Raw genomic sequence first — 24,486 nt, 5'->3', positions numbered from 1 at the left:
CTCCATGAGAAGTATGTCACAAAAGAGCAGTATTGAAAGCAGGTGTCGCCAGTTGATAACTAAATATGTTGAAAGTAAAAGGGCAATCGATTTGCAAAAACGTTTGCTATTTGAAGTGAACCAAAATCCATCTTTTTTCGTAATTTCTTTTAAGTTGTACAAGAAAAATAATTGTACAGTTTTGTAATCTCATGCTAAAACTTATACAAGATTTTAGCCTGTACAACCCGATTAAGGAAGGAGTGAGTTATGGAAAATCAAATTAAGATTGGCATCAGTTCCTGTGTTCTGGGCGAGAAAGTTCGTTTCGACTCAGGTCATAAAATAAGTAAGTTCGTTACTAAGGAGTTAGCGCCTTACTTGGAGTTTGTTCCCGTCTGCCCTGAAGTCGGCGCTGGGATGACGGTTCCTCGTCCCACAATCCGCCTGATTTCTGATGAAGAGCGTATAGCGCTCGTCGAAACTAAAGACCAAACCCAGGATCATACGGAGAAAATGATTCGTTATTCGAAGCAAAAAGTTGCAGAGCTCGAACGTGAACAACTGCGTGGTTATATCGTGTGTGCAAAGTCACCAACGTGTGGCATGGAGCGAGTGAAAGTCTACAAGAAGCATGGTGCCGAAAACGATGGCGTTGGCATGTACACTAAAGAGCTCATGGAGGCGATGCCGTGGTTGCCTGTTGAAGAAGATGGTCGGCTGAATGATCCAGTACTAAAAGAGAACTTCATTACTCGAGTGTATACGCTTGATGATTTCTATAACTCCATGGGGAGTGAGCCTACTCGAGGTAAAATCGTTGCTTTCCATTCTCGCTATAAATTGACTTTGATGGCGCACCATCCTGAGTCATATAAAGAGTTGGGTAAGTTAGTCGCCAATATTGCCGATTACGATATCGATGAGTTCTTTCATTTATACCGAGTTGGACTGATGCAAGCTGTGGCTCATCGTGCTAGTCGAAAAAACAACACCAATGTGTTGATGCATCTACAAGGATACTTTAAACGTGATCTAGATAGCCCGGCCAAGCAGGAGTTGCGTCGAGTGATTGATGACTATCGTGTAGGCCTACTTCCTTTGCTCGCACCGCTTACTTTAATTAAACATTATTTGGCTGCTCATCCAGAACCTTATTTGGAGCAGCAAGCATTTTTAGAACCTTATCCACAGGAGCTACGTTTACGATATGGATTGTGAGAAAAACTTATACGCGATTCGCGAAGTGTCAGAAATAACGGGCATAAAGCCTGTGACGCTTAGAGCTTGGCAAAGGCGTTACAGCCTCGTTCAACCAGAGAGAACAGATAAGGGACATCGGCTCTACACAGACGAGCATATCGCATTGATTGGCAATATTCAGCGCTGGCTCAATAAAGGAGTGCCGATTGGTAAGGTAAAGAAACTCCTTGAAGAAAATGGAGAACTTGGCGAACCAATCGAGTCGGATCAACAACAATTGGACGAATTGGAACGGCTTTTAAATGCTCTATCCGCTCTAAATAAGGGTAAAGCAGAGTCCATTGTGAGCACTGTGCTTAAAGAGTATCCGCTTGATATTGTCGATAAGCAGTTTATTCAGCCGGCATATAGTGCTCTGAACGTGGTTCGTTACGCTTTAAGAGTTTTACAAGTTGGGTTACTCGATTCCATTCTTGTATCGAGGCTAAACTCAATCATCGAATCAGAAAACAAAGCGGCGCGTTCGGGTAAGTGCTTACTAGTGAGCTGTGACTCAAGTAGTAATGTTTCCTCGAGAATGTGGGCGTTAAGGCTATCTGAGCAAGGAAGACAGATTGTTATTGTAGATGGCATTGATGATTTCTCTGGTTTAATTGAGCATGCAGGGTTATCGGCGTTTCAAACGTTAGGTGTTTTCAGCTCTCGACCGCTGAATGCCTCGCAAAAGAGTTCGCTAGAGAAAGTGAAAGAATCCTTTCAAGGAGAGTTTCTTAGCTCAGAAACTGTTAGCGTTGGATAATGAGGTTTATTAATGAATATAGTTTGGTTTCGTCGAGACTTACGAGTAGATGATAACACTGCCCTAATATCGGCGATTGAATCAGGCAAGCCGGTTGTTGCAGTTTATGTAGCAACGCCTCAGACATGGCGTAACCATCATCATTCAGCCATTCAAGCTGATCTTATATTTAGGAGGCTTATCGCGCTCAAACACGAGCTTGGTGAGCTTAATATTTCTCTGTATTACGCGCAGGTAGACACTTTCTCGCAATCGGCACGACTCATTGCAAAACTCGCTGAGGAGATAGGCGCGAGTTCAGTAAGTTTAAACAAAGAATACGAGCTCAATGAATCAAAACGCGATGAACTGTTGTTTGACCTTCTCAGCCACACTCAAATTGATGTTGATGCTTTCGATGATAAATGTCTCTTCCCGCCCGGCTCAGTTAAGAATAAACAAGGTGATTATTTCAAAGTTTTTACTCCGTTTAAGCGTGCATATTTGACCAAACTTTACCAATCGTCCTTCACGGTAAATAAACCGAACGAAATGAGTGAACAGGTTTTCCTTACTTCCGAGTCGGTTAAATTGTTTGATGGGCGTTCTCTGTTTGAATACCCGAGGGAGCAGAGTGAACAATATCCAATCGGAAGAGATGAAATTATTCAGAAGTTAAGAGACTTTGTTGCAGACGAAGCAGATTCTTACTCTGAACGACGAGATTTTCCAGCAATCAGCGGTACAAGCACTCTTTCTTGCTATCTAGCTATTGGGGCACTATCGATAAGGCAATGTATGGCTAGGCTGTTGTATCAGCAAGCCTTACCTTTGCAAGGTGGTCGTGAGGTATGGCAAAGCGAGCTTATTTGGCGAGAGTTTTATCAGCATCTTATTTACTTCGAACCAAAGTTATCGAAAGGTCATAGCTTTACAATGTGGGGAGATAATTTGGTTTGGCGTAATAATCCTGAAGAGATAGAGGCTTGGAAGCAAGGCCGAACAGGTTACCCTATTATCGATGCCGCTATGGCGCAGCTCAACAATACTGGTTGGATGCACAATCGTCTTCGGATGATTGCCGCCAGCTTTTTAGTTAAAGACTTGCACGTAGATTGGCGTATTGGTGAAGAGTATTTCATGTCTAAGCTAATTGATGGTGATTACGCTTCCAATAATGGAGGCTGGCAGTGGTGCGCATCGACAGGGTGTGATGGACAGCCTTACTTCCGAATCTTTAACCCGATAACTCAGGGAGAGAAGTTTGACTCTGATGGAAGCTTTATTCGCCGCTGGATTCCTGAACTTGAAACGGTCCCAGAGCAATATATACATAAGCCATGGTGTTGGCCAAACGCTAAATCACTGTCATATCCATCGCCAATAGTTGATCACAAGACCGAAAGAGAGATAACCTTAGCACTTTACAAAAATGCTAAGGAAAATTTGGATGGTGCGTAAATTCGTCGCGCTTCTTGCCTGCATAAGTTCGTCAGTGTTTGCTGCCACTTATGAACTGCCAGCTGAAGGGAGTAGTATTGTTGGCCGAACTCAATATCACCAAGTGCAAGAAGGCGATACCTTAGCGAACATTGCTAAGAAGTATGATGTCGGATTTTTGTCATTAATGGCGGCGAATAAAGGCGTTGACCCATTTTTGCCTCAAGTTGACTATGTCCTTACCATACCGACTCAGATCATTCTTCCTAATGTCGAACGAGAGGGGATTGTGATTAACTTAGCTGAGCTCAGACTTTATTATTTTGAACCTGAGATTAACAAGGTACATATTTTCCCTGTAGGTATTGGTCGTATTGGCCGTGACACGCCAGAAATGAAGACAACCATCAGTCAAAAACGCCCCAATCCAACTTGGACACCACCAGCTTCAATTCGCAAAGAGTATTTAGCAAAGGGTATTGAACTGCCAGCCGTTGTTCCCGCAGGACCTGAAAACCCACTAGGCGAGTATGCGCTGCGACTTTCTTATGGCGCTGGTGATTACTTAATCCACGGGACGAATAAGGATTTTGGTATTGGTCTTCGTGTTAGCTCTGGCTGTATTCGTATGGATCCTAAAGATATCGAATGGTTGTTCTCTCAGGTGAAACTAGGGGAAAAGGTTCGCGTGATTAATGAGCCGATCAAAGTTGCTTTAGAACCAGACCGTAGTGTGTTTTTAGAAGCACATGAGCCATTGACGCGCAGTGACGGCATTAAGCAGCAACTTGTTGTTCCTCAGGAATTGACGTGGTGGCTAGAAGAGTTTGATCATTCTGATGTTAAAGTTCGAGCTGCGATTCTGGCTCAAAATGGTATTCCGATTGAAGTGGTTGCACCAAGCTTTATAAATTGATGTTAGATAGTACAAATAAAAAAAGGGGCCTACTGGCCCCTTTTTTAGAAACTTAACGCTATTACTTAGTGTAATCAATAGTGGTTTCTAGAACCCAGTAAAATCAAGGCTTTCACTGCTATTTCAATGCCTTACAAAATGCCCGTTTAATCAATATCACTCAATACTCATCAATATCAATAAAAATTGTCGCCACTTTGTCGCCATTTTTTGGTAAGAAGTGGCTACAGACCTAATCTAGAAATAGGGTTTAATTCGGCTGCTTGAATCAGGTGATCGGGAGAGAAATGGGAATAGCGCATTGTCATTTTGATGTCACTGTGACCAAGGATTTTTTGCAATACCAGAATGTTGCCGCCTGCTTCCATAAATCGACTGGCAAAGGTATGACGAAACACGTGTGTGTTTTGTCCCTCCGGTAAATCTGGAAATGTCTTATTAACAATATACGCAATGCCGTGAAGACAGCATTTAAACAACTTATCCTTTTCGCCTGTTCGCTTAAATTCTATCAACTCGTTATAGAGCTTCTCAGTGATCGGCACAGTACGGTTTCTTTTACTCTTGGTATCAAGAAACGTGATCTTGTATTTCGTAATTTGCGGCAAACGTAGGTTATTAGCTTCGGAAATACGGGCACCAGTAGACAAGCAAATTTTGCACACTAGTTCGTATTCTTTGGCTCGTTTACTTTTGTTTATTCTGTCGAATAGCGCACTAATATCGTCATTTGAGAAAAAGCCCATTTCGGATTCAGAAACTTGAATTGATTTAACGCTGGCAAGTGGGTTTGGTTGTGTCCACTCGCCAAGTGAAATCAGCTCATTGAAGACGGCCCGCAAATATCTCAAGTCGAGATTGTTAGTAGGTGCGGAAATCATTTTGCCTGCGGTAGTCTCATCCCCGTATCGGTTTTTTGCCTTGCGGCTAGAGCGCCAGTGAACAAAGTCCTTTGCAGTAAACTTGATTGCAAACGGGTTGCCGAGTTCTTCAACTATGGTGCAGAGGCGAGGGTAAACTTTTTTCGCGGATTTTAGGTGTTGGCCGTGAAGCTTGTACCAAAGTTCGACTAAATCTTGAAGTGTGCGCAAGTCCTTTCTGTCACCCAGCCAAGGCTTGTCATCGACTTCTTTCATTAGAAACTTTTCATAAGCCACTGCCTCACCTTTGGTGGCAAAGCGTTTACGTTTTCTCGCACCGCTTCGACCCTGTGGATAGCACTCACAGAGCCATGGCTTTTTGTTTCCGTCTTCTAGTTTACGAACACTCATTTTTTATTGAGGCCGAGTAAGTAAACGTTGCTCAAATATCACTTCATCTGGTTGGGTCTTGGTGAGGGATGTTTGACCTTGTGCTGTGGCAACTTTAACTTTTATAACCTCGAAACTAGACAAACCAATCTGAGGAAGAATTTTTCTAAGCTCTTTTGGTGTGGAGTTTCCTCTATCGAAATAATCATAGAGGCGAATTTGAGAGGAACATAAGTCATTTTTTTCTTTTGCTAGAAGTTGTTTGAAGTACCCACCGTGAGAAAAGGCTTTGCCGTCAGCAACTTCAAATTCAAGAGAGTAAATTAGCTTTTCATTTTTGAAGGGTTCATTGAAACAGATCTGGAATGCATCGTGTGACACTGCTTTAACTTCGCTAACTTCTGGATTAGAAAACCATGCTAAAGCTACGCTAGGGATTAACAGCGGAACTAGAGCAAGTTTTAATGGCTTCATAATTTGGCTAGTCATATTCACACCTATTCTCTAACCATGCTCATGGTTACTCGACCAAGCACATTTATGTCTTCTTCTGATGCTTCAATGGTTGAGTTACCGAAACTAATGGCAAGCTTTTTACCAGGTAATCGCTGAACATGGTTTACTGAATGAGCACCATCAATTTCGATTAAATATCTACCAGAGGTCGCGTTAGTTTCTTCTGTGTTCAAAAAGCAACGTTGATTTTCTATTTCAACGATAAGTGTTGAGCCAACTTTCAACCCGTAACCGTCAAGAGTCAAAGCATCAATGGCGATTTGGCTTGATTCAACAAGCTCACCATTAGTTATTGAATGAACGGCTATAGAGTCGGTTGGTGTTCTATCTTCTCCGGTGTCATAAGGTTCACCCTCTCCCAATGCCATGTAACGAACAGAAGCTCCAGTGGCTAGATGCTCTCTAACTATCAACTCAAAGCCAGTTCTATTGTGAGTGTGCCAAGTTGAAAAAGTGGAGTTTGGTACACCGTAGCGGTCACTCATCAATTCAAAAGTCTTACAACCAGTAACCTTTTTGAGCTTTTCGGTGAAGTCTCGACCTCCAAGATACTCAAACGGAGGTATTTTTGCCTTTAATCTGCCCATAAGAGAATTTTTCCTATTCAAATAGGTAAGTGAATTGCTCCAGATCACATTTGCGTTTGCGCTTTCTCATAAAAGAAAAATAAATTTTGCAAATAAGAAAAAATGATCGTAGTCTTTTCACATACACAAAATTGATGCCTCATATCTCACCAATAAGCATCAATAAAACTCAAAAACGTAGGATATCACTTATGGCAACGTTACAAATAGCAATTGATGCGCCTGTCTGCACAAAAAAGGAATTTTTACGTCGCACTGGCATGTCTCCATCTACTTTCGACCGCCAAAAAGACCTTGGCAACATTCCTTTAGTCCCAAAAGACACCACCAAGGGCCTGATTATGGTCAACATGGTGAAGTACATGGAAAAGCTAGCGGCGCAACAAGTATGAGTTTCGCTATCCCACCTAAAACCAAACTCACCCTGCAAGATGCAATGAGTGAGTCTTGGGAAGATAAGTATCCAAACAAATGTCCGCTATGGCTCAATATCGTTGGCTGGTCATTCGTTTTTGCACCGTTCTTCTTCATTTGAGTATTAGTTATGGACGCAAATAACTCAATGTATGTATTACGTGAACGCAAACAACAAGCTTTTGATGCAGCTTGCTGCGATTTTGTCGTCAATCACGATTGTGAAGCGATTGGGCGCAGAATCGGCGTTGATGGGCAAGTCATTCGAAACATGCTTAACCCTGCGCAGTCGAGAGTGCTTACTCCTGTAGTGCTTAGTCTTATTAGCCGCGACTCTGGCGATTACTCAATCGTAAATACGTTATTTACTGATGATGGGGTGGTCACTATCCCACTACCAAAAGCAGAAGATGATCTGAACCTGCTTGAACGAGTTCTAAAACTCAACACCCATTCTGGTGAGCTTTCTAGCGATGCGTTAGCCATGTGCACCGCAGAGCGTTTACCGCGATCTACCAAACGCAAAACACTAGCCAAGGCACAAGCTGCTTTAGGCAACTTGGTTTTGCTAATCAATGACCTTGAACACCGCACCACAGGCCTGCAGCCACTTGTACAAATGGGCACAGACTTTTTGGCTAATGGTGCACCTATCCCCGGCATAGCCTAAGGAGTAGTTGTGAATCAGTTGGCACACAAACAAGAACTGCAACCAGAAGTACCGAGTGCGAATGAAAGCATAGAGAGCTGTCGAGCTTTATTTAGTGGTTCAGCGAGACGCGCAAAGCTACGCAAGTACTACAACTCGTTACCAGATAAAACACGTGGGTTGATTCTTATTGCAGGCGGAATGTCTCCAAAAGATTACCAACGTAAGTTTGAAGATTTCACAGACCTTGAGCTGCATAAAGTGCGCAAGGGCATGTGTTACCTAAAAGATGCGATAGCAGGCTTCGATTTCCACTTAGGAGACGTTCGTCTCATCAAGCATTACCAATTCAGCAGTACCCATTAAACCTAGCCAGCCTTTGCCCCTGTAACAGGGGGCTTTTTTTCGTCTTAGCGTAGGAGCATAGAAGATGAGTGAACTAGAACAAGCAATCCAGTTAAACAAAGAATCTAAACAGTTTAGGGATGAAGCCCGAGAAGCGTTGAGCGAGTCTCGTGAGTTGTTGAATAAAACAATCCGCTTCAATGACCAAGCCAATATCAACCAACGCCGCATAGCATTGGCAGTAAGTTCTCTATTACCTAAATCACTGAGAAACGATTTCAACTTAAATGAAGCTGATATTGAAAATACTGCAACGGTTTCACGCGACAATGTAGAAGTAATCCGAAAGCGTGAAATGCTAGATATTCTTCATGCTATCAATGTACTAGCTGTCACTAATCACGACATCATCCATATTTTTGTAAATTACGCCGCGCATATGAATTATTTGGCTGTTTTCGCCTTTCCGCCAGAGCATGACTATGAAAATGGTGACAATAGAGAACGTGATTTTGATAAGACTGTTTGGCTTAACGGCCCAAAAGCATTAGAGCAGTTACTTTCAATCGAAAGCCAACTAACAGAGCTAATCATTGAAGCCCGTGAAGAAGCCGAAGCAAAAGCAGAGGTGGAAGCATGAAAACTTGTGGTAACTGCCCTTTTGTAAGAGTGAATAAAACTCGCCTTATGGCTATTGCGTTTTGCGGTAAGACGGAAGACGGCTTCATTGTTCCACACGAATGGCGCGGTGGTGATGCTCTCTTCTTTTCTCGTGTTCCTGAATTTTGCACTAACGAAAATGCAACGCCGTCTAGCAAACCAGCACCTCTAGAAGATTGGGTAAGACGAACCGTAGACGAACTAACGGTGAAAGATACGGGAGAGTCAAAATGAAAGTTCATGAACTAAAAATCCAATCTGTTCACTTCGCCGATGTTCTAGCCCACCGCAAAACACATGAAGTTCGAATCAATGATCGTGATTACCAAATTGGCGACTGCTTAAACCTACGTGAGATTGATGCTAATGGAGAATACACCGGACAAGAAGCGAATGCCGAAGTTAGCCACGTTTTACACGGTGGTCAGTTTGGTATCAAAGAGGGTTGGTGTGTCCTGTCATTAAAAAGCGGTACCAGTAAATCAGCTCTAAACCTGATCTGCTTTTTACGTGATCGTCTGCAGGAAACGTGCGACTGTATTGATGCAAGCCACGACATCATCAAACGGTCAGGGCATACGACTGCAGACGCTGAAATGACGGCCAATGATGCTCGTGCATTTATTGATATGGCTAACGAGTTTCTAAGCACTCTTGGGGAGGGTTCAAAATGAGTTCTACCAACGGAAAAGTAGTACCACGCGAACTTTACCCAACGCCAGATGAGTGTGTTATCTCTCTTTTGGAAAAGTTGACGCTTCGCCCGTCTGATAAGTTTCTTGAACCTTGTTATGGCACTGGTGCGATCTTTGAAAACGTCATGTTGCCAGAAAGCCAAAAGTCATTTGCTGAAATCGAAAAGGGGATTGATTACCTAACTACTGATTTCGGTACTCAAGACGTGATCATCACCAATCCACCGTTTTCACTAACGGAGGAATTCATTCGCAAAAGCCTAAGTGAGTTAGCCCCTGACGGGACAATGGCTTATCTGCAGCGTGTTAATTATTTAGGTTCGATAGCGCGTTTACCTTTTTGGCATGAAATTGGATTCCCTCAAAAAACGCCTGTTATCGTTCCACGCCCTCGCTTTGTTGGCGGTGGCTCTGACTCATGCGAATACATGTGGTTTATCTGGGATAAAGGTAACCGCTTCGATTTGCCTAATGGTCTGAGCAATATCATTTCTGTAGGTCTAGTTGTTTGTGATGAATGCTTACATGAAATCAAGAAGAAAGACTTAGTGTGCCAAGGTTGCGGCGCACCAGTAGTTCATGAGGTGGCAGCATGAAGTTGAACAAACAAGAAGTGAAAGCGATTGAGGATATGCAATCTATTCTTGACGCGATAAAGCATCCCGAGGGCAAAGGTTATGTGTGTTTTTCTAGCGGTGATATTACAAATATTGAGCGCGTTTTAGGTATTGACCTTTGGAAAGCAACATTAGGCAATCGTGATGTAAAGAAAGCTGTTCGTGGTAAAGAGCGCCTGTTGATGAAGATTTGCTTTCAAGCAGGTGGTCAATATCCTGCTGAAAGGCACTGTTTCTTTCCATTTCAGGTTAGAACGAAAGCCACTAAATGAACACTCTAATCGAACCAACTGAAATCGACCTATACGATTTTCCATGGCAAGCCCCTTTGACTGAGGTTGAAGCGGGCTGCTTTGGTTCGCGTCGATACAATACAATCATTGAGCCTGATGATCTTAGTGTTCTGGAACGTAAGCTATTTGATGCTAACCCAGACGATTTCGAGTGGGCGAAAGATAAGATTAAAGACCTACCGGACTACCTAACCAAGTACTTTGTTACTCGTTACGTTTCAGTGTTCGAAAAGAAAGGCCGTAAAGATGCCAACATATTTTTGCGTGAGCGTATGGGGCCAGCCGCTGAACGTGCGCTGATGGTTTTACGCAAATACAAAAAGTTACCGACAACCCAAAAGGTTTCTTTGCTTAGTGAAGAGTTTAGCGACACTGAGCAAAGCGACTTTGCACAAAAAGAACAAATGCGCTTTGACTTCGAAAAGGCGGAGCGTAATCGCAAGCCAGTTAAAAGCCGACTGCTGGCAGAACTTGAGCCGTCAGAAGTTAAAGACATGGCATTCAAAATTAGCCAAATCACTAAGGCTAAATTCCCTCTTATCGCTGCACGTGTGGCTAACCGTGATCTGGATGAAGACGAAATTCCAGAGGTGATCGGCTATGAAGAATTAGCCGAATTTGTCTGCCATTTTGGTATGACTCCACCGCGCAAGAAAAAGAAACAAACCGACCTGACCGCACTAAATGACATTTCACGCATGTTAGATGAAAAGTGGTGGTATGGACGTCTCAACAAAATACGCAAAATCATGCGTGAGCACCTAGCCATTGCTATGGGGCAAGTTTCGTCAAAAGCATCACCTTATGCGTCATGGGATTGCGTTCGTGAACACCAAGCGCAGCAAACTGCTAACTATGAATACATTAAACAATGCCAGTTATTAGATGAAGAAACAGGAGAAGAAGCTGATCTCTGGGATATGGTCAAAAAGAGTGTGGCTAACCCTGCCATTCGTCGTCATGAATTAATGGTGCGTTGCCGTGGTTGTGAAGACATTGGCAACGAGCTGGGTTTGCAAGGTCTGTTCTTAACGTTGACCACTCCATCTAAGTATCACAACTCATACAAGAAAGGCGGCTTTATTGGTCACTGGAACGGTGCAAGCCCACGTGATGCGCAATCTTACCTAAACAACGTATGGCAGCGAATTCGCGCCAAACTAGGTCGTGAAGAAATCCGTTGGTTTGGTGTTCGTGTCGCTGAGCCACACCATGACGGCACACCACACTGGCATTTGCTTATCTGGGTAAAACCAGAAGACGTGATGCAAGTGCGTGACATCTTCATTTCTTACGCCACGCAAGAAGACCGTGGCGAACTGCACCCAGAACTTGAGAAAGAGAAGAAAAAGCCATTCCGCAAAGGTGCTTACGTTGGGCCGCTAGATTACCGCCCACGTTGTGACTTTGGTTTTATTGACCCAGAGAAAGGCACTGCTACGGGCTACATCGCTAAGTACATTTCAAAGAACATTGACGGCTTTGCAATGGACGGGGAGATCTCGGACGAAACAGGCAAGCCAGTTAAAGACATGGCGAAGAATGTTAGTGCTTGGAAAAGCCGTTGGAACATTCGCCAGTTCCAGTTCTTCGGTGGTGCACCAGTCACGACTTACCGTGAACTACGCCGCTTCGCTAACCAGAACAAAAAAGCGTTTATGGAATACCTCTTCATGCAAGAGCGTGTCGACCTACTCACTATTTACTCAATGCTGCAGCGTGATCTTGTTGGGCCTATTAAACCTAGCAAGCTGATCACCAATGAAGAGTTAATGAAAGTGATTGGTGATAGCTACCAGTCACGCATGAAGACCGAAGACGCAAGCATCACAGACACTTTAAAAGCTGCCGACCATGGTAACTGGCAAGGTTACATCATGGGGCAAGGTGGCCCATTCGTTAAGCGCGAAGATTTGCTGATCGTGAACTCTTATGAAGTACTGCCATTCGCTTCACCACATGGCGAAGACGTTCGCAAAATTGAGGGTTTCACTACACCAGAAGAAACCATCAAAACACGCACCAAAGTTTGGACGATTCAGAAGAAATCAAAGGTTAATGATGAAGCTAAAGCGTGCGCTCTTGGGAGCGAAGCGACCGCTTTTGGAGCCTCTGGCTCCTCTCGGAGTTCTGTCAATAACTGTACGGAGCCTGAGAAAGTACAGGTCTGCGATCAGCTAACCCGATTATTAGACCCTGTTAATAAATGGGCGAGTAAATCACCAAATATTGATGAAGCGGCACTGGCCGCACTGCTAAAAGGCAGTTCAATTCGCATCGACGATGCAACCAGTATTCAAATCCGCCCTGCGGAGGTAGACGAACACGGCAATAAACGCCCTGCCCAGTTGGTAGAAGTGAGCCGTCAACGTTCGGACGACACCAATTGGATGGATTTCGAGGGTTGGGACAACTTATTCGCCCAACCAGAAAAGCAAGAGTATCAACAACCCGACCTGTCGATTTTCCCTGATGGGGACGACTGGCCGTTAATGTAGGAGAAAGAAGTTATGAAGACTAATGCTGAAAGCTTAGATATGGAGTTGGTAGATGTGCTCAGCTCTGCAATTGAAGAATACGTATCAAAGATGAGCGAAGACGCGACAGACTTTGAAATTCAGTTGGCTATAAAAAATGTGTTGTCAAAAAAAGAGAATGAAATAGCAATAAAGATGCAAGGTGCTGCCTACTATGCGGCGTTAAAGAACATAGGCCGATAGCTTTAAGGAGATGACAGTGAAAAACTCGAAAGCTAAGAGAATGATTGTCACGGCAATAAATACAAATTATGGGTTTGATTACGCAACATGGGAAGGCAAAGAGTTAATGCAAACAAACTGGCATAAGAGAGTATCTCAAGGAGTATTCAGATGGTTTGGAAAGCTAAAAAAATGACTTAACTACTAACAGCTTTTATCAGGTCCAGAATTGGTTGGCGGATATGAGCAGGAACATGCTTCATAGCTGCCGCCAAATCGGTGTTATTGGATGTGCGTTGGTTTAGTTCTGCCCACGCCACATCTAAACAGGTAACACCGTAATACAAACAAAGCTTTTTGATCTCGCTAAGTTTAGGGTCGCGCTTACCTTGTTCAATTCGCTGGTAGGTTGTTAGTCTAATTCCAGTTTGATTCGCAATTTGCTCCTGAGTTTTGCGATTTTGGAGTCTCAGTTGTACAAAGTAACTAATAACTGGGTCTAACTCATTGTTTTTAATCGACACAATTTACACTTTCCTAAGTCAGTTCTGACTAGTAGTTGCTACAAATATGCCAACCAAGACGAGGGTGTTAATAAATTAGTGCTACTTCGCAAATGTCATTAATCATTCTTAAGTATGATTCGCTTTGCTAGGTATATAAAAGTCGCATACCGAAGAGTATAGGCGACAAAAAGCAATAATAAATTTGTTCGATAAAAACTACTGTATTAATATACAGTAAATCGTCAGTTAGGAGGCTTAATGTCTGAACTACATAACAATGCGGAGGCGTTTGTTTTATGCGCTTTGGCTGAGGATACAAGCGGGAACCATGAAAAAAATCAAGATATTGGAACATTCTTGATTTCTTTGATACTTGCCCACAAAAAAGAGCATCATCATGACGCCCTTTATTATCAATGTGATTGTAAGTGCAAAGTGGCTAAAAAAGAGCAAGTTGTTTCTTTAAACTGTCTCTGTGATCAGGCTTTAGCACCTTGATTAAGCAGTTAGCCAGTTCACTGGTATCTTTCGATGACGGGCTTAGTGTGTGACTAAAATACAAAGACATAACAAACTGATGTTCACATGCTGGGTTCTTACACTCACAATACAAATCTGCACAGTCGTTCGATAGGCGGTTGGTTTTATTAATCACCGCCCGTTCGCCACAACCGCAAGTAATGCGACTACCAAATAAAGACGGCTTACTAGTCGCACCAATTCCGAAATGAAGCTTTGACTGTTTTAGTGAGTGGCGGTAGCCGATAGAACTCACAAAGGTATGCCCACATTCTGGGTTAGAACAGGAACAAGATAAATCTGCGCAATTGGCATCTTTAGCGATGCTTCTACTTACAATCGCGCGTTCACCACATTTGCAATAAACTCGCATACATTGACCTAACTTAACTGACTGACAGCATAATATTACGTCAATGGCTGTGTTTTTGTACAGGTTTATGAGTTTTCCCCGGTAGTAACATCAAACTTTAGATGTAGGCTTTTTATGTTTCTGATTTCCGGGTCATTGTTCACTTCATCCATAATCAGTTCGCAAACAGGTATGATCTCGTCTTTGGCGTATTCACTACCAATCTTGATCGGGTCACCTAAGCTGGTTGTCCCTTGTGGAATAATGCCAGCCTTACCCACTGGGAAACGATGCCCCACTAAGATGTCTTGCGCTGTAATATTCTTGATGCGTTCGAATTCATCTTTTGTTGCAATGTCACCTACAGGGATTAGCTGAATACCTTTCTCTGCACCACCGGGAATATTGACGAACATACTGCGGAAGTTACCAACGCCTTTAGAGCTGGCAATCTTATCTTTCAACATCTTTTCGTCATCATCACTCAAGTTTGGGTCAGTCGCATAGAAGATAAAACCCATGTGAGCACCGTTCTTGTAGTATCGGCGACGAAATAGTGTGGCGTCTTTGTTTAGTAAGCTGCTTTGTAAGCTGCCCAAATAGTCAGGTAAGCCATAAATCTGTTGCTGCAAGTCTTCTTGCGGTAAGAATATGATGTCTTCCGGTTTGTACACTTGCTGCTTGTTGTCTCGTTCGAGCAATACAAAATCGCCATTTTTACGTCTGCGTAGATACATGGTAGGTAAAGGGAATAGGCGGACTACGCGCTTAAAGTGATCGCGGATTTTTAAAAATGCAGCATCCCCAACTGTGAAGTAGTTGTTGCAAAATGATTGAAGTTGTCGACGCCTAGTTCCGCCGCCACCTGTAAAACGAGCAGCAACATAATTTGCCCGAGCTTTCAGAAGTGAGCCATGATAGGCGTTAGCTCGTGAAGTCTCGACCAATCCCTGTCGTGAAATTGGCGGCTCCCAGTAATCGTCCATGTCATTGTAGAAAAGCTCAGTGTAAGACGTCATCCAACTGGTTGAGTCAATTGCTTCTGGCGAAGAGTCAATGTGGTAAACAGACTCTGCATGTTGTTCTTCTTGCTTAACTAGTGTTTCTGTTGTGTCGGTCATGCTGCAGTGGCCCAAGTTGATTTCGTTGGAGTATCGTGATCTAACGGTTCGTTAATAATGGCGTGTGAAATAGCCCAAAACGCATCGGCGTGGCCTGTTGTTTCACTTCGCTCAGCTTTAAAGGTCATAGCGTTACCGCTATTGGTCGGTACTCGCTTAATAGCCATGAATGCCATAGCAATGTCTTTGTGTTCGGCATCAAACTGCAGGCGCTTGGCTTCTACAATGTCGATCATCTTCATCACAAGGCGATTCTTGTTTTCGTTGCTGTAATGTATGGCGTGGGCTTCACGTGGGTGTTTTTTCTTAATTAAGTCCCAAACACCGCCGCCAATCCCCGTAGTGTCAACACCTATGTACGTGACTTTGTAGCGTTTAAATACCTTTTCAATTTCACTTACGTGGTACTGGAAGTTAAGGCCTTTCCAGTAGTGTTTCTCTAAAACACGGAATTTCTCACCTGCAACTGCAGGCGGGGCTATGACTACTAAACAAGCATTGTCACGTGTTCGGCTTGGGTCATAGCCCAACCATACTTCACGCCCAGCAAACGGTGATTTTGTTTTCGGTTTAAAGTCCTGCCAGTGGGCAGAGTCAACCATACCTTTTTCGAGGTCAGAGAATTTGAATACAGACAAAGAGCCGTCGACGAAGACACACATAAACAGGTTGTCGAAATCGTCTTTACTGTATTCGTCCTGTAGTTCTTCAATATCAAATAGGTCACAACCGCCTGCTGCAGCGTCTTCGATAGTAACGACATAACGCCACTGCTTATCAGGACAAAGCACACCACCATCGCGGTATTCATCGAACGTTGGAAACTCAATCTTAGCGCGTGAATCTCTCCCTTTTCGCCATTGGTCGCCCGTCCAAAATGGGTATGCCTGGTGCATTTTCGATGATGGGGTCGAAAAGTAGGTTTTACGCCATTTTTTATGGGTAGCCATTGCCGAAGCGAGTTTGTTTAGTTCGTCAAACTTCGGTATCCAGAAGTATTCATCAACATAAACATGGCCGTGGTAACTCTGCGCGGTTTTGCTGTTGGTTGATAAAAAGCGAAGTTCAGCACCATTAGAGAGAATGATCGGGTTCCCGGTCAGCTCTATGTCTAAGAACTCTTTTGCAATAGCAATGATGTAGCTACGAAAAACTTCCGCTTGAGCGCGTGACGCTGACAAAAAGATTTGGTTGTCACCAGTCAGAATCGCATCTTCTAAAGCCTCACCACTGAAATAGTAGGTTGCACCAATCTGGCGGGATTTAAGAATGTTACGAATACGCTGTTTGATGTTGTTGCGCATTACGTGTTGATAGGCGAAAAGCGAATCGTGCCACGTGGCAAAGTCTTCTTCACTCAGTTCGCTAATGTCATTCTTTTTGCCTTTACGTTTCTTATTCGATTTTGAGTTGCTGCCAGATTGCTGATCACCACGGTTACTTTTGTTCTCGTGTTTTTTGTTGCCAGCATTTAAAGGCTGTTCACCTTGCTGCTTTTCTCGTGCCCTTTGTTTCTTCAAAGTTGCGTGATGCTTGATAAGCCTATCGAGCATGTCTAGCTGGTTCTTGCTTGGGTCTTCCAATTCGAGCAACGTTTGAATGCGGTTTGCTATTGCTTCATCAATAGTTTGTTCACGCAACATATCGCGCCAACCGAATTTATCTGCCCAGTAATAAATGATGCGCTCATTATTTAGGTTCAGTTCGGTAGCGATTTCACGTGGCGTCCAAGCTTTCAAATAGAGTGCTCGGGCGGCTTGTCGTACTTCGGGAGAATATGCCATAAGCGCATCATACGCCCCGAAATCTCGCAAATGACTAACTTAAATTCGGATGAATTCGGATATGGGCTAAATCCGAATTTCTAGGAATTGAAGTGGCTGAAACCACCCATTCAAAGGCGTATTGTTTGCCGTGACCGAGATTTATTTGACGTGATTTAACTAGGCAAACGACAAACATGAGCAAAACCAGTGATTGGAAAATTGTTGCAACTGAGGGGGCTACTGTAGATGGTCGCCAGATTAGTGCAGCACAAATTAAAGATATGGGTAGTTCTTATTCGCAAGAGCTATATGCAGCGTTAATTTGGCCTGAACACTCACGTTCTCACTGGAATGTTTTTGAGGGCAATAACTGGGGTGAAGTACCCGAAGTTAAAGCTGAAAAACGCGCTGGTAAATGGCGCTTACTAGCCAAAATTACACCGAATGAATTCTTACTTTCTGCTAACAAGAAAGGTCAAAAGCTCTATACATCTATTGAAATGCACCCGGACTTTCAAGGAACTGGCCGCGCCTACCTGATCGGCTTAGCTGTGACTGACTCCCCTGCATCCACAGGAACAACGCGCCTTAAATTCTCTCGTCAAGCGGGTGAAACGCAAGAAATTGAAACCGATTCATTGGAGCTGATTGATCTTAGTGAGTTCTATACCACAAACCCGTTAGCACAGGCTTTTGCGACCATCGCAAGCTATTTCCAATCTGGTGGGCAACTACCAGAAAACCTAACTGAAACGCCAGAACCAGAGGAAACGGAAGTGACCAAAGAAGAACTGACTGCCGCATTGAAAGAGCAATTAGGTGCTTTCAAAAGCGAGCTGAAAACCGAGCTGAAAGAAGAACTCACCCAAGAGTTCGCACAGCAACCCCCAGAGCAGGAAGTGAACCAAGAGAAATCTGCTGCAGAACAGTTCTCTGCCACTCTGGATGACAAACTAAATCCGATTCTTGAAAAAGTGTCTGGTTTAGAAAACCAATTCGCACAACTTTCGCAAGAAGTACCGAATCAAGAGCCTAGCGGCACTGGTGCTGCGGAAGATACAAGCCACTTTGCATAAGGAGTTATAACTGATGCAACTTAATCAAGCCGCACGCGATTACCTAGACCAGTATTCCGCAAAGCAAAGTGAAATCTTTGGTGTAAAAGACCCAAGCAAAACATTTGCGATTACTGGGCCAAAGGAAACGCAGCTAAAGAGCAAGCTTCTTGAAAAAGCGGACTTCCTGAAAATGATCACTGTTGAAGATGTTGACCAAAAGTCCGGGCAAGTGGTTCAGGTAGGTACTAACCGTCTTCACACTGGCCGTAAAAAAGGTGGTCGTCACACTACTGATGCTGGTGTAGATGGTCATGAGTACGCACTAGTTGAAACCGATTCTTGTGCGGTTGTCACGTGGGATACGCTCAGTGTTTGGGCTAACTCGGGTAAACCGGGCGACTTCATGAAACGCATGAATGAAAATGCTATGTCGAACTTTTCGGCAGACATTTTGCGCGTTGGTTTTAATGGTAAGACAGTTGCTGACACCACTAATTCTGCAACAAATCCTAACGGTGAAGATGTAAATAAAGGCTGGCAGGCGCTTGTTAAGCAAGATGCACCTGACCAAATCATTGACCTCGATGTTTATCTAGATCCGGATGGTGGCGGTGATTACAAGACGCTGGATGCAATGGCCTCTGACCTCATCAATACCAAAATTCACCCATCACTGCGCAATGACCCATCGCTAGTGATCTTGGTTGGTGCTGACCTCATGTCATTTGAACAGGCTCGTTTATACGATGCTGCGTCTACCCCAACTGAGAAAAAAGCAGCCCAACAGTTGCCACATTCTATTGCTGGCCGTCCTGCTGTTGTCCCTCCTTACTTTCCGGGTATGCGTATGGTGGCAACTACATTGAAAAACCTGCACGTCTACACGCAGAAAAACACACGTCACCGTAAGTCTGAGCATGTCGAAGATCGCAAGCAGCATGAAAACTCTTATCTGCGTTGGGAAGGGTACGCTGTAGGTGATTACGAAGGTTACGGCGGTTTCGAAGAAACGAAAGTTCACTTCGGGCCTAAACCTGCACAGTAATTAGGAGTAACTAACAATGCGCTTATCTCCGGGAATGCGACATAACCTTGCTAAACGAGAGCAAAAACAGAAGCAAGTGCTGAGTTCTGGTGTGTTAGTCAACACGGAAAGCCTGCACATCAAGCTGATCGACTTTGAAGAAGATAGAAAGCATTTGCGTTCTTTTAATGCAATCGAAGACCGAATTGAGCATAAGCGCAATGTTTTAGTGCCTAAGTACAAACCGTACGTGGAAGCTTACTTAGCAAAAGGCGAAGTATTCGAAAACCCAATCTTTACCAACATGGTGATCTGGTTGTTCGATGTCAACGACATGGAAACCGCTATTGATTGGTGTTTGAAAGCTATCGAGTTGGATTTGCCTACACCGGACAACTTCCGCCGTGATTGGCCGACTGTCTGCGCTGATGCAGTGCTTGAGTGGGCAGAAAAAGAATCTGGCCGTGGTCACTCAATTGAACCTTATTTCAGCAAGGTGTTTGAAAAGGTTGAAAAAGAGTGGCGATTGCATGAAGAAGTTCATGCCAAGTGGTACCGATTCGCAGGCTTGTACCTTATTCGAAATGAAGAGGGCCAACCACAACCAACAGCTATCGGGTGCTTAGAAACACTAGAAAAAGCTTTGGTGCTACTGCAACACGCTCACGACAAGTACGACAAAGTGGGTGTGAAAACCAAGATTGGTCAAATCGAGCAACGTATTCGCGCGATTAAAGACAACAAGAATCTGTAAAGACTCCTACGCCGCCGAGCCTCGGCTGGTGAGGTAAGAGTGCCAATAGGCTAACTCGATACCGTCGACCCAGTGGCTAGAGGCTCACTTATTTAAGGAACTGATATGAAAAGCGCATTTATCTGGTTGGTTAAAACAGTTTTGGTAGTAACAGTGCTAGTCACTAACAGCAAAGGTCTGTCTAGCGATGGCCTAGTTAACTTAATTCTGTTTTGGGCTTGGATTGAGATTGCGTTGGGTATTTGCAGTTCGTTATTGATGTTTAGTGACAAAGAAATGACCAAATTAGCTAACAAAATGAAAGAGCGCAAGACGGCAAAGTGGGTAGGTAAATCTATTCGTTTGATGATGTCTTTGGTAGCCGTCATGTTCATCTATTTTGGTTATTGGTTCACTGGTATTGCATTCATTTTACTGGTTGTTCTTTTAACTATTGTGGCAGCACTTTTAAAAGAAAAAGTTAAAGGGGAGCAGTAAAAATGTTTACGGGATCTTCCGGCTCGGATTACCAAGCGACAGAAATCACCAATGACGGTTTTTGGCCGAACATCAATGCGGGTGACTTTGAAAAACGTCGCGGTATTCCTGCAGCTCAAGATTCAGAACGTATCGCTATTGCTCTGGTTAATGCTGTTTCGGAAGTTAACCAGCAACTTGAAGACTTAAAAGCTAAGTATCAGGAAGAGGGACATGCAACTGCTGGCGATGTTCCCGCTTTTCCGGAGATGCTTGGTAAAAACCGTGTTGTATATCAATACGAATCAGCAGTGTTTGCGAGAGCTAAAGCTGACTTGCTGCCAGACATTGCAACTGTTCACACCAAGGACAAAGGCGACCATATGGCAGACAGAAGCGCCGAGGTTCGCACTGAACTGCTTTCAGAAAGCCAGCGCATTATTCGAAACATGAAAGGGCTAAACCGTTCATCGGTGGATTTGCTATGAGTACGCAGTACCAAGCAGGTTACAAGCTGCGTGACCTAAACGCATTTTTAATCAGCGTTGTGGGCGACAAGATAGCCAAGCGCATGGAATGTGAAATGGGCAAGGTTGAGTTGAAACTCGAAACCAAGAATATGGGCCATGGCTTTGATCTGCTTTATCAACGTTATGTTGCTGATTTCTACTTCGATAAGTTCCCTTTCAAAGAATACGACCCTGCAGTGTTGTTTGCGAACGTAGGGGCTTGGTTGATGGATAACGACTCTGACCGTTTCCACATTGAAGACTTAGACGACCCAGACGTGGATATAGTGCTGGAAGATGAGAAAAACGCCGAAGTGCTGATCTCAGTGATGTTTGAAGAACCAGTCAAAGTGACTGCTGACCAAGACGGGCCAATCTATTGGAATGGTCAACGCTGGAAGATTGCAGAGTACGAGATTTGGCAGGCGGAAAGGCTATCAAATGTAGTTATTCGCAATGTATGAGATACGGGCAGATAAACGCAGTTATCTGCGAGTTAAAGAGCAATTCGAGCTGTTAAAGCTTGATAAAAAAGCCAGAGCCAGAGTGCTGAAAGAGCTTGGTAAATACATCACCAAGACGACCAAAAAGAACATTCGAGCACAGCGTGACCCAGATGGTAAATCGTGGTCAAAGCGCAAAAAAGGCAGGCGCAAGATGCTTAGAGGCTTCACCAAGAAGCTAAAGCATTTTCAAAAAGACAATAACCGGGTTTTGGTTGTTGGTTGGCCCTCAAGACGAGGAACCGTAGCACTGGCTCATCATACAGGTGAAGCAGAGAAAAGCGGTTTGCAGCAGAGGTTCAAGCAAGCCAAGAAAGCGAAAGAGCCAAAGAAAACCGACCCGGCAACTAGAGAGCAAGCGAAAGAGCTACGCGATTTAGGTTACAGACTTCCGCCCCAAGGCAGGCAGAAGAGAGGCAAAAAGCCAACGCTCAAATTCATTACTCAGAATATGACCGTAGCCGAAGCCGCAAAACTGATTAGTGATCTGGAAAACAAAACTCCATCACGTAAGTGGGAAGTAGATCGCCCAGAACGCCGATTGATAGGTATTAGTCCCAAACGGGCAGCAATGATTATCAAGCGGGAATTGAATCGAAACAGGAGCAACTAAACATGGCATGGCCTACCGTCATTATTAACATTCTGAACATGATGCGCGGACCGATTCCGGGCGTTGAATTTCACTTTCTGTTTGTTGTGTACGGCACAGTCGCAGGAACAGAGCGCAACCTAATTATGGTGGACAACACCACGGATTTTGCAGATAGCACGTTCGATAACATCGACCCTGTGCACATGCTTACGCTAAAAGCCGCCCAGTTAAACGGGAAACAGAACTGGACTGCAGGTGTGATCGTCTTAGACCCAGCGGACAGTTGGCAAGCCGCAGTGTTTAAAGCCAATGAAACATCAAGCTTTGAAGCTGTAGTGCTTGATAAGCCAGATACAGGCACATCGACTCTTGAAGATGCTGTTGCTTTCCGCACTGAATTGAAAAACAAGTTAGGACGTGAAGTATTCATGATCTGCACCTTGCCGGGTATCAATGATGATTCGGTGACGGGTGAAACATGGGCGGAGTGGTTGGCAGCGACAGTCGCGGTACCAACGAGCATCGCAAGTGAGTACATCACCGTCGTTCCTCAAGTTCACAAAGAAAACTCAACAGTAGGTATATACGCTGGCCGCTTAGCAAACCAAGAAGTGTCTATTGCTGATTCCCCTGCACGAGTCAAAACAGGCAGCGTACTGGGTAGCATGACTCTGGCAACGGATAAAGACGGCAAACCGTTGGAGTTGGCAACCCTTAAAGCACTGGAAGCTGCTCGAATTGCGGTTCCGATGTGGTACCCAGATTATCCGGGGCAGTACTGGACAACGGGCCGTACTTTAGATGTTCCGGGTGGTGACTTTCAAGATATTCGCCATATCCGTGTTGCGATGAAAGCAGCCCGTAAAGTTCGTGTGCGTGCGATTGCTCGAATCGCTGATCGTGAGTTCAATTCAACGCCGGGCAGTGAAGCAAGCGCAAAACTCTACTTTACCCAAGACCTGCGCGAAATGGCGGTAGTAACGAAAATTGGTGATTACGAGTTCCCAGGTGAAATCAAACCGCCACAGGATGAAGACATCACCATCACTTGGATTAACAGTGAAGAAGTGGAAATTCTGCTAGCTGTTACGCCTTATGAGTGCCCAGTGAAAATCACAATCGGCATCATGCTTAACCAACGTCTAGGAGAGTAATAAATGACTTCTCGTTATACAGGTCGAAGTTTCGACATCAATGTTCTTGGTGTAATGCTTCATGTGGAGTCGGCAACCGCAACAATTAATGATGAATCAGCCGTTGATAAAGAGCGCGGAATTCCAACCGGCTTTACTCATGGTGCGGTGAGCTGTGATGTCGAATATGAGTTTGATTTAAACAACTTCCGCAAGTTGCAGCAAAAAGCACGTGAAGCAGGTAGCTGGCGTGGCATCAAGCCTCATGATTGCATGTTCTATGCAAATACAGGCGATGCGGAAGACAAAGTGGAACTGTTTGGTGTGAAGCTTCAAATCTCTGATCTACTAAGTGTCGACCCTAATAGCAGTGATAAGACCAAGCGCAAACTGAAAGGTTTTGTAACGAGTCCGCACTTTGTCCGCATCAATGGTATTCCATACCTAAGTTCAGACGACACACGCGGTCTGCTTTAAGCCTAACCAGAGAGATAACGAATGCCGGATTTTATCGACCATGCCAGTAGTAATGAAGCCAAATTCACCGAAATGGCTATTGCAAGCCAACTTAAACGGTCAGTGCAGACAGGCCAACAAGAAAGCGCGAAAGAGTGCTACGAGTGTGGCGATGAAATCCCAGAGCTGCGCCGTATTAAAGTCGCAGGTTGTAAGTATTGCGTTAGCTGTCAGCAGCTAGCAGAGAAAGGTCTAATTTAGGGTTTTCCAATGAATAAACTATTGATGAAACGCCGCTATTTCGAACACGGAACGTATTCGACTCTACATCGTGAAGATGGTAGCAAAGTGTGCTGTGTTGTAGAGCGTCCAATGCTGAACAACAAGCCAAGTGAATCTTGCATTGTTGAGGGTACTTATAGTTTGTTCCCTCATAAGTCACCACGATTTGGTGATTGTTATGCCTTAGAAGCTGATACGTTGGGTGTTACTCGACAAGGGCCAAGCCTACGCACACACATTCTGATTCATAAAGCTAATTCACCTAAAGAGCTGCAAGGTTGCTTAGCACCTGGTGTTGATTTTGGGTTTGTGAATGGTGAGTGGGCGGTGGTGAACTCAACTGCTGCATTCAATGCGTTAATGAAAGAATTAGCTGGCGAATCTGCACAACTTACCATCGTTAAGGACTGA

Annotated in this window: 34 protein-coding genes; 27 read left to right on the top strand and 7 right to left on the bottom strand. The window is 44.1% G+C overall.

All coding sequences use genetic code 11. From position 1 onward, the window contains the following. The first annotated feature begins 249 nt into the window (after window positions 1-249). The 4 genes from ACU01J_RS19360 to ACU01J_RS19345 are packed head-to-tail and all read left to right on the top strand — an operon-like array spanning window position 250 to window position 4,316. Window positions 250-1,200 carry a YbgA family protein gene (locus ACU01J_RS19360; protein ID WP_481087165.1) on the top strand — a complete coding sequence of 317 codons (951 nt, stop codon included), beginning with the start codon at window positions 250-252 and terminating at the stop codon, window positions 1,198-1,200. Beyond that, window positions 1,190-1,981, top strand: a complete 792-nt coding sequence (locus tag ACU01J_RS19355) for a MerR family transcriptional regulator (RefSeq protein ID WP_481087164.1) — start codon at window positions 1,190-1,192, stop codon at window positions 1,979-1,981. The genes ACU01J_RS19360 and ACU01J_RS19355 overlap by 11 nt, the downstream gene beginning before the upstream one ends. A gap of 12 nt (window positions 1,982-1,993) precedes the next feature. Then, on the top strand, window positions 1,994-3,421 hold the full coding sequence (gene phrB / locus ACU01J_RS19350; protein ID WP_481087163.1) for a deoxyribodipyrimidine photo-lyase: 1,428 nt from the start codon (window positions 1,994-1,996) through the stop codon (window positions 3,419-3,421). Next, complete coding sequence (locus ACU01J_RS19345; RefSeq protein ID WP_481087162.1) at window positions 3,411-4,316, top strand: L,D-transpeptidase family protein; 906 nt, start codon at window positions 3,411-3,413, stop codon at window positions 4,314-4,316. The genes phrB and ACU01J_RS19345 overlap by 11 nt, the downstream gene beginning before the upstream one ends. 224 nt (window positions 4,317-4,540) lie before the next feature. Here the strand turns inward: ACU01J_RS19345 and ACU01J_RS19340 are convergent, their stop codons facing one another. Genes ACU01J_RS19340 through ACU01J_RS19330 form a run of 3 tightly spaced genes read right to left on the bottom strand, consistent with a single transcriptional unit; the run spans window position 4,541 to window position 6,669 of the window. Continuing rightward, a complete protein-coding gene (locus ACU01J_RS19340; protein WP_481087161.1) occupies window positions 4,541-5,587 on the bottom strand; it encodes a phage integrase in 1,047 nt (348 codons plus the stop codon). 3 nt (window positions 5,588-5,590) lie between these two features. Beyond that, complete coding sequence (locus tag ACU01J_RS19335) at window positions 5,591-6,055, bottom strand: hypothetical protein (protein WP_481087160.1); 465 nt, start codon at window positions 6,053-6,055, stop codon at window positions 5,591-5,593. Window positions 6,056-6,063: 8 nt separating this feature from the next. Beyond that, on the bottom strand, window positions 6,064-6,669 hold the full coding sequence (locus ACU01J_RS19330; RefSeq protein ID WP_481087159.1) for a phage repressor protein CI: 606 nt from the start codon (window positions 6,667-6,669) through the stop codon (window positions 6,064-6,066). 191 nt (window positions 6,670-6,860) lie between these two features. Here ACU01J_RS19330 and ACU01J_RS19325 point away from each other — a divergent pair, with 191 nt between their 5' ends. The 11 genes from ACU01J_RS19325 to ACU01J_RS19275 all read left to right on the top strand — a co-directional run bounded on the left by ACU01J_RS19325 (window position 6,861) and on the right by ACU01J_RS19275 (window position 13,062). Next, window positions 6,861-7,061, top strand: a complete 201-nt coding sequence (locus ACU01J_RS19325) for a hypothetical protein (RefSeq protein ID WP_070969195.1) — start codon at window positions 6,861-6,863, stop codon at window positions 7,059-7,061. Further along, complete coding sequence (locus ACU01J_RS19320; RefSeq protein ID WP_481087158.1) at window positions 7,058-7,204, top strand: hypothetical protein; 147 nt, start codon at window positions 7,058-7,060, stop codon at window positions 7,202-7,204. Before ACU01J_RS19325 ends, ACU01J_RS19320 begins: the two co-directional genes overlap by 4 nt. Before the next feature lie 9 nt (window positions 7,205-7,213). Beyond that, window positions 7,214-7,753 (top strand): phage regulatory CII family protein, encoded by a 540-nt coding sequence (locus ACU01J_RS19315; protein ID WP_481087157.1) that lies wholly within the window; start codon window positions 7,214-7,216, stop codon window positions 7,751-7,753. A 9-nt stretch (window positions 7,754-7,762) separates the two neighbouring features. Then, window positions 7,763-8,098 (top strand): hypothetical protein, encoded by a 336-nt coding sequence (locus tag ACU01J_RS19310; protein WP_481087156.1) that lies wholly within the window; start codon window positions 7,763-7,765, stop codon window positions 8,096-8,098. Window positions 8,099-8,162: 64 nt separating this feature from the next. After that, on the top strand, window positions 8,163-8,717 hold the full coding sequence (locus ACU01J_RS19305) for a hypothetical protein (protein ID WP_481087155.1): 555 nt from the start codon (window positions 8,163-8,165) through the stop codon (window positions 8,715-8,717). Then, the gene (locus tag ACU01J_RS19300) at window positions 8,714-8,971 is read left to right on the top strand and encodes a hypothetical protein (RefSeq protein ID WP_481087154.1); all 258 of its coding nucleotides are present in this window, start codon (window positions 8,714-8,716) and stop codon (window positions 8,969-8,971) included. Before ACU01J_RS19305 ends, ACU01J_RS19300 begins: the two co-directional genes overlap by 4 nt. Further along, window positions 8,968-9,411 (top strand): DUF3850 domain-containing protein, encoded by a 444-nt coding sequence (locus tag ACU01J_RS19295; RefSeq protein ID WP_481087153.1) that lies wholly within the window; start codon window positions 8,968-8,970, stop codon window positions 9,409-9,411. Before ACU01J_RS19300 ends, ACU01J_RS19295 begins: the two co-directional genes overlap by 4 nt. After that, window positions 9,408-10,028 carry a DNA methyltransferase gene (locus ACU01J_RS19290; RefSeq protein ID WP_481087152.1) on the top strand — a complete coding sequence of 207 codons (621 nt, stop codon included), beginning with the start codon at window positions 9,408-9,410 and terminating at the stop codon, window positions 10,026-10,028. Before ACU01J_RS19295 ends, ACU01J_RS19290 begins: the two co-directional genes overlap by 4 nt. Then, a complete protein-coding gene (locus ACU01J_RS19285; protein WP_070969210.1) occupies window positions 10,025-10,321 on the top strand; it encodes a hypothetical protein in 297 nt (98 codons plus the stop codon). The genes ACU01J_RS19290 and ACU01J_RS19285 overlap by 4 nt, the downstream gene beginning before the upstream one ends. Next, the gene (locus ACU01J_RS19280) at window positions 10,318-12,840 is read left to right on the top strand and encodes a replication endonuclease (RefSeq protein ID WP_481087151.1); all 2,523 of its coding nucleotides are present in this window, start codon (window positions 10,318-10,320) and stop codon (window positions 12,838-12,840) included. Before ACU01J_RS19285 ends, ACU01J_RS19280 begins: the two co-directional genes overlap by 4 nt. 12 nt (window positions 12,841-12,852) lie before the next feature. Further along, entirely contained in the window at window positions 12,853-13,062 is a 210-nt protein-coding gene (locus ACU01J_RS19275; protein WP_481087150.1) for a hypothetical protein, read from the top strand. Between the two features lie 176 nt (window positions 13,063-13,238). Here the strand turns inward: ACU01J_RS19275 and ACU01J_RS19270 are convergent, their stop codons facing one another. Continuing rightward, window positions 13,239-13,565 carry a helix-turn-helix domain-containing protein gene (locus ACU01J_RS19270; protein WP_481087149.1) on the bottom strand — a complete coding sequence of 109 codons (327 nt, stop codon included), beginning with the start codon at window positions 13,563-13,565 and terminating at the stop codon, window positions 13,239-13,241. Between the two features lie 240 nt (window positions 13,566-13,805). On the opposite strand from ACU01J_RS19270, the gene ACU01J_RS19265 reads away from it, so the two are divergent. Then, window positions 13,806-14,045 carry a hypothetical protein gene (locus ACU01J_RS19265; protein ID WP_481087170.1) on the top strand — a complete coding sequence of 80 codons (240 nt, stop codon included), beginning with the start codon at window positions 13,806-13,808 and terminating at the stop codon, window positions 14,043-14,045. Here ACU01J_RS19265 and ACU01J_RS19260 read toward each other — a convergent pair. The 3 genes from ACU01J_RS19260 to ACU01J_RS19250 form a co-directional block, all read right to left on the bottom strand. Further along, window positions 13,987-14,439, bottom strand: a complete 453-nt coding sequence (locus tag ACU01J_RS19260; protein ID WP_481087148.1) for an ogr/Delta-like zinc finger family protein — start codon at window positions 14,437-14,439, stop codon at window positions 13,987-13,989. The two genes, ACU01J_RS19265 and ACU01J_RS19260, sit on opposite strands and share 59 nt — an antisense overlap. Window positions 14,440-14,504: 65 nt before the next feature. Continuing rightward, a complete protein-coding gene (locus ACU01J_RS19255; protein ID WP_481087147.1) occupies window positions 14,505-15,539 on the bottom strand; it encodes a phage portal protein in 1,035 nt (344 codons plus the stop codon). Then, on the bottom strand, window positions 15,536-17,323 hold the full coding sequence (locus ACU01J_RS19250; protein ID WP_481087146.1) for a terminase large subunit domain-containing protein: 1,788 nt from the start codon (window positions 17,321-17,323) through the stop codon (window positions 15,536-15,538). Before ACU01J_RS19250 ends, ACU01J_RS19255 begins: the two co-directional genes overlap by 4 nt. Window positions 17,324-17,499: 176 nt before the next feature. Here ACU01J_RS19250 and ACU01J_RS19245 point away from each other — a divergent pair, with 176 nt between their 5' ends. The 11 genes from ACU01J_RS19245 (at window position 17,500) to ACU01J_RS19195 (ending at window position 24,486) form a co-directional block, all read left to right on the top strand. Next, window positions 17,500-18,381 (top strand): GPO family capsid scaffolding protein, encoded by an 882-nt coding sequence (locus ACU01J_RS19245; protein WP_222745221.1) that lies wholly within the window; start codon window positions 17,500-17,502, stop codon window positions 18,379-18,381. Window positions 18,382-18,394: 13 nt separating this feature from the next. After that, a complete protein-coding gene (locus ACU01J_RS19240) occupies window positions 18,395-19,408 on the top strand; it encodes a phage major capsid protein, P2 family (protein ID WP_481087145.1) in 1,014 nt (337 codons plus the stop codon). A gap of 16 nt (window positions 19,409-19,424) precedes the next feature. Continuing rightward, window positions 19,425-20,141, top strand: coding sequence for a phage terminase small subunit (locus ACU01J_RS19235; RefSeq protein WP_481087144.1), 717 nt, complete (start codon window positions 19,425-19,427; stop codon window positions 20,139-20,141). Window positions 20,142-20,246: 105 nt separating this feature from the next. Beyond that, window positions 20,247-20,618, top strand: coding sequence for a hypothetical protein (locus ACU01J_RS19230; protein WP_222782430.1), 372 nt, complete (start codon window positions 20,247-20,249; stop codon window positions 20,616-20,618). A 2-nt stretch (window positions 20,619-20,620) separates the two neighbouring features. Next, complete coding sequence (locus ACU01J_RS19225) at window positions 20,621-21,085, top strand: head completion/stabilization protein (protein ID WP_481087143.1); 465 nt, start codon at window positions 20,621-20,623, stop codon at window positions 21,083-21,085. Next, window positions 21,082-21,570, top strand: coding sequence for a phage tail protein (locus ACU01J_RS19220; RefSeq protein WP_481087142.1), 489 nt, complete (start codon window positions 21,082-21,084; stop codon window positions 21,568-21,570). The genes ACU01J_RS19225 and ACU01J_RS19220 overlap by 4 nt, the downstream gene beginning before the upstream one ends. Further along, window positions 21,563-22,222, top strand: coding sequence for a phage virion morphogenesis protein (locus ACU01J_RS19215; protein ID WP_038157299.1), 660 nt, complete (start codon window positions 21,563-21,565; stop codon window positions 22,220-22,222). The genes ACU01J_RS19220 and ACU01J_RS19215 overlap by 8 nt, the downstream gene beginning before the upstream one ends. Before the next feature lie 2 nt (window positions 22,223-22,224). Further along, window positions 22,225-23,358, top strand: coding sequence for a DUF2586 domain-containing protein (locus tag ACU01J_RS19210; protein WP_132941691.1), 1,134 nt, complete (start codon window positions 22,225-22,227; stop codon window positions 23,356-23,358). 3 nt (window positions 23,359-23,361) lie between these two features. After that, window positions 23,362-23,814 (top strand): phage protein, encoded by a 453-nt coding sequence (locus tag ACU01J_RS19205; protein WP_481087141.1) that lies wholly within the window; start codon window positions 23,362-23,364, stop codon window positions 23,812-23,814. Between the two features lie 21 nt (window positions 23,815-23,835). Then, window positions 23,836-24,054: a TraR/DksA C4-type zinc finger protein gene (locus ACU01J_RS19200; RefSeq protein WP_222745235.1), complete on the top strand. Its 219-nt coding sequence runs from the start codon at window positions 23,836-23,838 to the stop codon at window positions 24,052-24,054. Between the two features lie 9 nt (window positions 24,055-24,063). Beyond that, entirely contained in the window at window positions 24,064-24,486 is a 423-nt protein-coding gene (locus tag ACU01J_RS19195) for a DUF5675 family protein (RefSeq protein WP_481087140.1), read from the top strand.

It is taken from the genome of Vibrio sp. 2433-A1, assembly GCF_056726085.1.
This window is presented reverse-complemented; position numbering and strand designations above follow the sequence as displayed.

Excerpts from the sequence above, each read along its gene's own strand:
- ACU01J_RS19360 (WP_481087165.1), top strand. The coding sequence starts at position 250 with ATGGAAAATCAAATTAAGATTGGCATCAGTTCCTGTGTTCTGGGCGAG.
- ACU01J_RS19355 (WP_481087164.1), top strand. The coding sequence starts at position 1,190 with ATGGATTGTGAGAAAAACTTATACGCGATTCGCGAAGTGTCAGAAATA.
- phrB (WP_481087163.1), top strand. The coding sequence starts at position 1,994 with ATGAATATAGTTTGGTTTCGTCGAGACTTACGAGTAGATGATAACACT.
- ACU01J_RS19345 (WP_481087162.1), top strand. The coding sequence starts at position 3,411 with ATGGTGCGTAAATTCGTCGCGCTTCTTGCCTGCATAAGTTCGTCAGTG.
- ACU01J_RS19340 (WP_481087161.1), bottom strand. The coding sequence starts at position 5,587 with ATGAGTGTTCGTAAACTAGAAGACGGAAACAAAAAGCCATGGCTCTGT.
- ACU01J_RS19335 (WP_481087160.1), bottom strand. The coding sequence starts at position 6,055 with ATGACTAGCCAAATTATGAAGCCATTAAAACTTGCTCTAGTTCCGCTG.
- ACU01J_RS19330 (WP_481087159.1), bottom strand. The coding sequence starts at position 6,669 with ATGGGCAGATTAAAGGCAAAAATACCTCCGTTTGAGTATCTTGGAGGT.
- ACU01J_RS19325 (WP_070969195.1), top strand. The coding sequence starts at position 6,861 with ATGGCAACGTTACAAATAGCAATTGATGCGCCTGTCTGCACAAAAAAG.
- ACU01J_RS19320 (WP_481087158.1), top strand. The coding sequence starts at position 7,058 with ATGAGTTTCGCTATCCCACCTAAAACCAAACTCACCCTGCAAGATGCA.
- ACU01J_RS19315 (WP_481087157.1), top strand. The coding sequence starts at position 7,214 with ATGGACGCAAATAACTCAATGTATGTATTACGTGAACGCAAACAACAA.
- ACU01J_RS19305 (WP_481087155.1), top strand. The coding sequence starts at position 8,163 with ATGAGTGAACTAGAACAAGCAATCCAGTTAAACAAAGAATCTAAACAG.
- ACU01J_RS19300 (WP_481087154.1), top strand. The coding sequence starts at position 8,714 with ATGAAAACTTGTGGTAACTGCCCTTTTGTAAGAGTGAATAAAACTCGC.
- ACU01J_RS19295 (WP_481087153.1), top strand. The coding sequence starts at position 8,968 with ATGAAAGTTCATGAACTAAAAATCCAATCTGTTCACTTCGCCGATGTT.
- ACU01J_RS19290 (WP_481087152.1), top strand. The coding sequence starts at position 9,408 with ATGAGTTCTACCAACGGAAAAGTAGTACCACGCGAACTTTACCCAACG.
- ACU01J_RS19285 (WP_070969210.1), top strand. The coding sequence starts at position 10,025 with ATGAAGTTGAACAAACAAGAAGTGAAAGCGATTGAGGATATGCAATCT.
- ACU01J_RS19280 (WP_481087151.1), top strand. The coding sequence starts at position 10,318 with ATGAACACTCTAATCGAACCAACTGAAATCGACCTATACGATTTTCCA.
- ACU01J_RS19275 (WP_481087150.1), top strand. The coding sequence starts at position 12,853 with ATGAAGACTAATGCTGAAAGCTTAGATATGGAGTTGGTAGATGTGCTC.
- ACU01J_RS19265 (WP_481087170.1), top strand. The coding sequence starts at position 13,806 with ATGTCTGAACTACATAACAATGCGGAGGCGTTTGTTTTATGCGCTTTG.
- ACU01J_RS19260 (WP_481087148.1), bottom strand. The coding sequence starts at position 14,439 with ATGCGAGTTTATTGCAAATGTGGTGAACGCGCGATTGTAAGTAGAAGC.
- ACU01J_RS19255 (WP_481087147.1), bottom strand. The coding sequence starts at position 15,539 with ATGACCGACACAACAGAAACACTAGTTAAGCAAGAAGAACAACATGCA.
- ACU01J_RS19250 (WP_481087146.1), bottom strand. The coding sequence starts at position 17,323 with ATGGCATATTCTCCCGAAGTACGACAAGCCGCCCGAGCACTCTATTTG.
- ACU01J_RS19245 (WP_222745221.1), top strand. The coding sequence starts at position 17,500 with ATGAGCAAAACCAGTGATTGGAAAATTGTTGCAACTGAGGGGGCTACT.
- ACU01J_RS19240 (WP_481087145.1), top strand. The coding sequence starts at position 18,395 with ATGCAACTTAATCAAGCCGCACGCGATTACCTAGACCAGTATTCCGCA.
- ACU01J_RS19235 (WP_481087144.1), top strand. The coding sequence starts at position 19,425 with ATGCGCTTATCTCCGGGAATGCGACATAACCTTGCTAAACGAGAGCAA.
- ACU01J_RS19230 (WP_222782430.1), top strand. The coding sequence starts at position 20,247 with ATGAAAAGCGCATTTATCTGGTTGGTTAAAACAGTTTTGGTAGTAACA.
- ACU01J_RS19225 (WP_481087143.1), top strand. The coding sequence starts at position 20,621 with ATGTTTACGGGATCTTCCGGCTCGGATTACCAAGCGACAGAAATCACC.
- ACU01J_RS19220 (WP_481087142.1), top strand. The coding sequence starts at position 21,082 with ATGAGTACGCAGTACCAAGCAGGTTACAAGCTGCGTGACCTAAACGCA.
- ACU01J_RS19215 (WP_038157299.1), top strand. The coding sequence starts at position 21,563 with ATGTATGAGATACGGGCAGATAAACGCAGTTATCTGCGAGTTAAAGAG.
- ACU01J_RS19210 (WP_132941691.1), top strand. The coding sequence starts at position 22,225 with ATGGCATGGCCTACCGTCATTATTAACATTCTGAACATGATGCGCGGA.
- ACU01J_RS19205 (WP_481087141.1), top strand. The coding sequence starts at position 23,362 with ATGACTTCTCGTTATACAGGTCGAAGTTTCGACATCAATGTTCTTGGT.
- ACU01J_RS19200 (WP_222745235.1), top strand. The coding sequence starts at position 23,836 with ATGCCGGATTTTATCGACCATGCCAGTAGTAATGAAGCCAAATTCACC.
- ACU01J_RS19195 (WP_481087140.1), top strand. The coding sequence starts at position 24,064 with ATGAATAAACTATTGATGAAACGCCGCTATTTCGAACACGGAACGTAT.